Annotated in this window: 2 tRNA genes and 3 rRNA genes; all 5 read right to left on the bottom strand. The window is 54.6% G+C overall.

Features of this window, described 5'->3' with window-relative positions:
- Window positions 1-13: 13 nt before the first annotated feature.
- Window positions 14-125 (bottom strand): 5S ribosomal RNA (gene rrf / locus K7G75_RS14705).
- 103 nt (window positions 126-228) lie between these two features.
- Window positions 229-3,050 (bottom strand): 23S ribosomal RNA (locus K7G75_RS14700).
- 200 nt (window positions 3,051-3,250) lie between these two features.
- Window positions 3,251-3,324 (bottom strand) — tRNA-Ala (locus K7G75_RS14695).
- Window positions 3,325-3,502: 178 nt separating this feature from the next.
- Window positions 3,503-3,576 (bottom strand) — tRNA-Ile (locus tag K7G75_RS14690).
- A 108-nt stretch (window positions 3,577-3,684) separates the two neighbouring features.
- Window positions 3,685-5,208: ribosomal RNA gene (locus K7G75_RS14685) — 16S ribosomal RNA — on the bottom strand.
- Together the 16S, 23S and 5S rRNA genes with 2 tRNA genes alongside form the textbook arrangement of a ribosomal RNA operon.
- Window positions 5,209-5,411: the final 203 nt, after the last annotated feature.

Here is a 5,411-nt window from a genome sequence, read left to right as displayed (position 1 = left end):
GGGGGGCGTTCGAGGAAGGCGGCGACCTACTCTCCCACCTGGTGTGGCAGTACCATCGGCGCTAACGGGCTTAACTTCCCTGTTCGGAATGGAAAGGGGTGGGCCCCGTCGCCATGGCCACCTAGGTCTTCAATACCGTATGGTCATATGACATGATCGGGACGGGTGCACGGGGCACCTGCCAAAAAAGAGCCAACGAAGTGTGTGTAACAAGGGGCTTGCGAGGGCGTGCGCAAGCATACGGGCAATTAGTACCGCTCGGCTGCACATGTCGCCATGCTTCCACCTGCGGCCTATCGACGTGGTAGTCTCCCACGGCCCTTTAAAGAAATCTCATCTTGTGGCGGGTTTCGCGCTTATATGCCTTCAGCGCTTATCCCATCCCGACTTAGCTACCCGGCGATGCCCCTGGCGGGACAACCGGTGCACCAGCGGTCGGTCCAGTTCGGTCCTCTCGTACTAGAACCAGATCCACTCAAATTTCTAACGCCCGCAGTAGATAGAGACCGAACTGTCTCACGACGTTCTGAACCCAGCTCGCGTGCCACTTTAATGGGCGAACAGCCCAACCCTTGGGACCTTCTCCAGCCCCAGGATGTGACGAGCCGACATCGAGGTGCCAAACCCCCCCGTCGATGTGAGCTCTTGGGGGAGATCAGCCTGTTATCCCCGGCGTACCTTTTATCCTTTGAGCGATGGCCCTTCCATGCGGAACCACCGGATCACTATGCCCTACTTTCGTACCTGTTCGACCTGTATGTCTCACAGTCAAGCGCCCTTGTGCCATTGCACTCTGCGCACGGTTGCCAAGCGTGCTGAGGGCACCTTTGGAAGCCTCCGTTACTCTTTTGGAGGCGACCACCCCAGTCAAACTACCCACCACGCACTGTCCCCATCGCTGGGTTAGGCCCCGGACAAACGAAGGCTGGTATTTCAACAACGGATCCACACTGCCTGGCGACAGCGCTTCAAATCCTCCCAGCTATCCTACACATCCCTTGCCCAGGGTCAATACGAAGCTATAGTAAAGGTGCACGGGGTCTTTTCGTCCCACTGCGGGTAACCGGCATCTTCACCGATACTACAATTTCACCGAGATCATGGTCGAGACAGTGTCCAGATCGTTGCACCATTCGTGCAGGTCGGAACTTACCCGACAAGGAATTTCGCTACCTTAGGACCGTTATAGTTACGGCCGCCGTTTACCGGGGCTTCAGTTCAATGCTTCTCCACAAGTGGATGACATCTCCCTTTAACCTTCCGGCACCGGGCAGGTGTCAGGCCCTATACATCATCTTTCGATTTGGCAGAGCCCTGTGTTTTTGATAAACAGTCGCCTGGACCAGTTCACTGCGGCTCCCCCGAAAGGGAGCGACGCTTCTCCCGAAGTTACGCGTCCATTTTGCCTAGTTCCTTGACCATGAATCTCTCGAGCGCCTTAGAATTCTCATCCCGACCACCTGTGTCGGTTTACGGTACGGGCCGCACATCTCGCTTTTCTTGGAGGCAACGCCACTGGATTATCGGCGCGGCCGTGGCCTTGCCGTACTATCGCTTGCGCTTCAACGCACAATTCCGTCTGTGCGCACCAGCTAAGTTGCCCCGTCACTTTTGTCGATGTGCGGGTACGGGAATGTTGACCCGTTGCCCATCCACTGCCCCTTCCGGGTTCGTGTTAGGTCCCGACTGACCCCCGGCTGATTAGCATGGCCGGGGAAACCTTGGTCTTTCGGCGAAGGGGTTTCTCGCCCCTTTTATCGTTACTTATGCCTACATTTTCGTTTCCGTACGCTCCACGGGACCTCGCAGGCCCGCTTCAACGCAGAACGGAATGCTCCCCTACCACCCACAACGTGGGTCCATGGCTTCGGTAATGTGCTTATGCCCGATCATTATCCATGCGGGACCGCTCGACCAGTGAGCTGTTACGCACTCTTTAAATGAATGGCTGCTTCCAAGCCAACATCCTGGCTGTCCATGCAGTCCCACCGCGTTTTGTCAACTTAGCACATATTTGGGGACCTTAGCCGATGGTCCGGGTTCTTTCCCTCTCGGACATGGACCTTAGCACCCATGCCCTCACTGCTGATAAACATTACATAGCATTCGGAGTTTGTCAGGAATTGGTAGGCGGTGAAGCCCCCGCATCCAATCAGTAGCTCTACCTCTATGTAACTATATCAACGCTGCACCTAAATGCATTTCGGGGAGTACGAGCTATTTCCGAGCTTGATTGGCCTTTCACCCCTACCCACAGGTCATCCCAAGACTTTTCAACGTCAACGGGTTCGGTCCTCCACTGTGTGTTACCACAGCTTCAACCTGCCCATGGGTAGATCGCACGGTTTCGCGTCCACTACTACCGACTGTGGCGCCCTGTTCAGACTCGCTTTCGCTGCGGCTGCGCACCTGAAGTGCTTAACCTTGCCGGTAAAAGTGACTCGTAGGCTCATTATGCAAAAGGCACGCCGTCACCCATAAATGGGCTCCGACCGCTTGTAGGCGTATGGTTTCAGGGTCTGTTTCACTCCCTTGTTCAGGGTTCTTTTCACCTTTCCCTCACGGTACTGGTACACTATCGGTCTCTCAGGAGTATTTAGTCTTGGCGGATGGTCCCGCCGGATTCACACAGGGTTTCACGTGCCCCGCGCTACTCAGGATACCACTATCTTCAACGTTCCTTGCCCGTACGGGACTGTCACCCATATCGTGCAGCTTTCCAACTGCTTCCGGTTCGTCACGCAAAGAATGTCGTGGTCCTACAACCCCAACATTGCCGAGACAACGTTGGTTTGGACTAATCCGATTTCGCTCGCCACTACTCTCGGAATCACTTTTGTTTTCTCTTCCTCCGCCTACTTAGATGTTTCAGTTCGGCGGGTTCGCCCCCCTTGCGGGGTGGCTGGCCTTCAACCAGCCGGGTTGCCCCATTCGGACACCCACGGATCAATGCTCATGTGCAGCTCCCCGTGGATTTTCGCAGCTTATCGCGTCCTTCGTCGCCTCTGAGAGCCCAGGCATCCCCCATACGCCCTTCTCTTGCTTGTCGCACCCGTGCCAAAAGCACGGATGCCCTCGTAATCCTTGATATTCTATTCTACTTCGTGTTTCTTCTTTGACTTCGCGGAAACATGCAGGGCATGTCCGCTCCGTCCCAATATGTCAATGAACTTTTCAAGTTATGGGTTCTCAGTGCTGAGTTCAGAGTGAACACTCTTAACTCTTTAACTCCGAACCCTTAACTCGGATGTGGAGAATATCGGAGTCGAACCGATGACCTCCTGCGTGCAAGGCAGGCGCTCTAGCCAGCTGAGCTAATCCCCCATTTCAGTCAGCAGTTATCAGTTAACAGTTAACAGTTTTGATAACGTGCTCACCATTACGTGATAATCACTCAACTTCTAAAATTTCCTTCAGTATTCCTTAATGAACTTTTCTGCCTTGGGCAAAAACTCTGAACTCAGAACTTTCAACCCTCAACTATCGCGCCCTGCGCGATCAGTAGTCTCAGGCAGACTCGAACTGCCGACCTCTACATTATCAGTGTAGCGCTCTAACCAGCTGAGCTATGAGACTGTTTGGCCTGTGATACGTGCCAGTATATCAAAAACATATGGGAAAAACAGCGAAAAGCGACAGGACCACGATGCGGACCGCAGCGCCAAAGGGCGTCCACTTCTCTAGAAAGGAGGTGTTCCAGCCGCACCTTCCGGTACGGCTACCTTGTTACGACTTAGCCCTAGTTACCGATCTTGCCCTAGGCCGCTCCTTGCGGTGACGGACTTCAGGCACTCCCGGCTTCCATGGCTTGACGGGCGGTGTGTACAAGGCCCGGGAACGTATTCACCGGATCATGGCTGATATCCGATTACTAGCGATTCCAGCTTCACGGGGTCGAGTTGCAGACCCCGATCCGAACTGTGACCGGTTTTGTAGATCCGCGCCCCCTTGCGGGGTGGCTTCCCTCTGTACCGGCCATTGTAGCACGTGTGTGGCCCAGGACGTAAGGGCCGTGATGATTTGACGTCGTCCCCACCTTCCTCACGGTTTGCACCGGCAGTCCCGTTAGAGTCCCCGACTTGACTCGCTGGCAACTAACGGTAGGGGTTGCGCTCGTTATAGGACTTAACCTGACACCTCACGGCACGAGCTGACGACAACCATGCAGCACCTTGCAGGCGGTCCGAAGAAAGGGGCATCTCTGCCCCATGCAGCCTGCATTTAAGCCCTGGTAAGGTTCCTCGCGTATCATCGAATTAAACCACATGCTCCACCGCTTGTGCGGGCCCCCGTCAATTCCTTTGAGTTTCATTCTTGCGAACGTACTCCCCAGGTGGGATACTTATCACTTTCGCTTGGCCACGGAGACCGAGGTCCCCACAGCTAGTATCCATCGTTTACGGCGTGGACTACCGGGGTATCTAATCCCGTTCGCTACCCACGCTTTCGTCCATCAGCGTCAGTACGTTGTTGGTCACCTGCCTTCGCGATCGGTGTTCTATGTGATATCTATGCATTTCACCGCTACACCACATGTTCCGGCAACCCCACAACGACTCAAGACCTGCAGTATCAAAGGCAATTCTATGGTTGAGCCACAGACTTTCACCCCTGACTTACAGGCCCGCCTACGGACCCTTTAAACCCAATGATTCCGGATAACGCTCGGACCCTCCGTATTACCGCGGCTGCTGGCACGGAGTTAGCCGGTCCTTATTCTTACGGTACCGTCAGCTCCCCTCACGAGGGGAGGTTTCTTCCCGTATAAAAGCAGTTTACAACCCATAGGGCCGTCATCCTGCACGCGGCATGGCTGGATCAGGCTCCCGCCCATTGTCCAATATTCCTCACTGCTGCCTCCCGTAGGAGTCTGGTCCGTGTCTCAGTACCAGTGTGGGGGATCCCCCTCTCAGGGCCCCTAGCCATCGTCGCCTTGGTGGGCCGTTACCCCACCAACAAGCTAATGGCACGCATCGCCATCCCCTTCCGATAAATCTTTAACCGCAGCATCATGCGATGCCGCGGTGCCATGGGGCATTAATCCACGTTTCCATGGGCTATTCCCCTGAAGGGGGCAGGTTCGATACGCGTTCCGCACCCGTGCGCCGGTCGCCGGCGGATTGCAAGCAATCCCCGATGCCCCTCGACTTGCATGTGTTAGGCCTGCCGCTAGCGTTCATCCTGAGCCAGGATCAAACTCTTCATTGTATTTCCTTGAATATCCATGGGACATCCCCAAAAAGCACAACGGTCCTCGCACCAAAATGGTTCTAAATCTCTTTTACGCTGTCTATTTTCCCAATATGTACATGAACTTAAAATCCAGGTTTCCCGAAAAAAAATTGGCCTAAGGACCAAAAAATCACCCCGGAAAAACGCAAAGCTTTCCCAGCTAAGCGGGTGCAAATATA

Source organism: Flagellimonas meishanensis (assembly GCF_019880545.1).
GTDB lineage: Bacteria > Bacteroidota > Bacteroidia > Flavobacteriales > Flavobacteriaceae > Flagellimonas > Flagellimonas meishanensis.
This window is presented reverse-complemented; position numbering and strand designations above follow the sequence as displayed.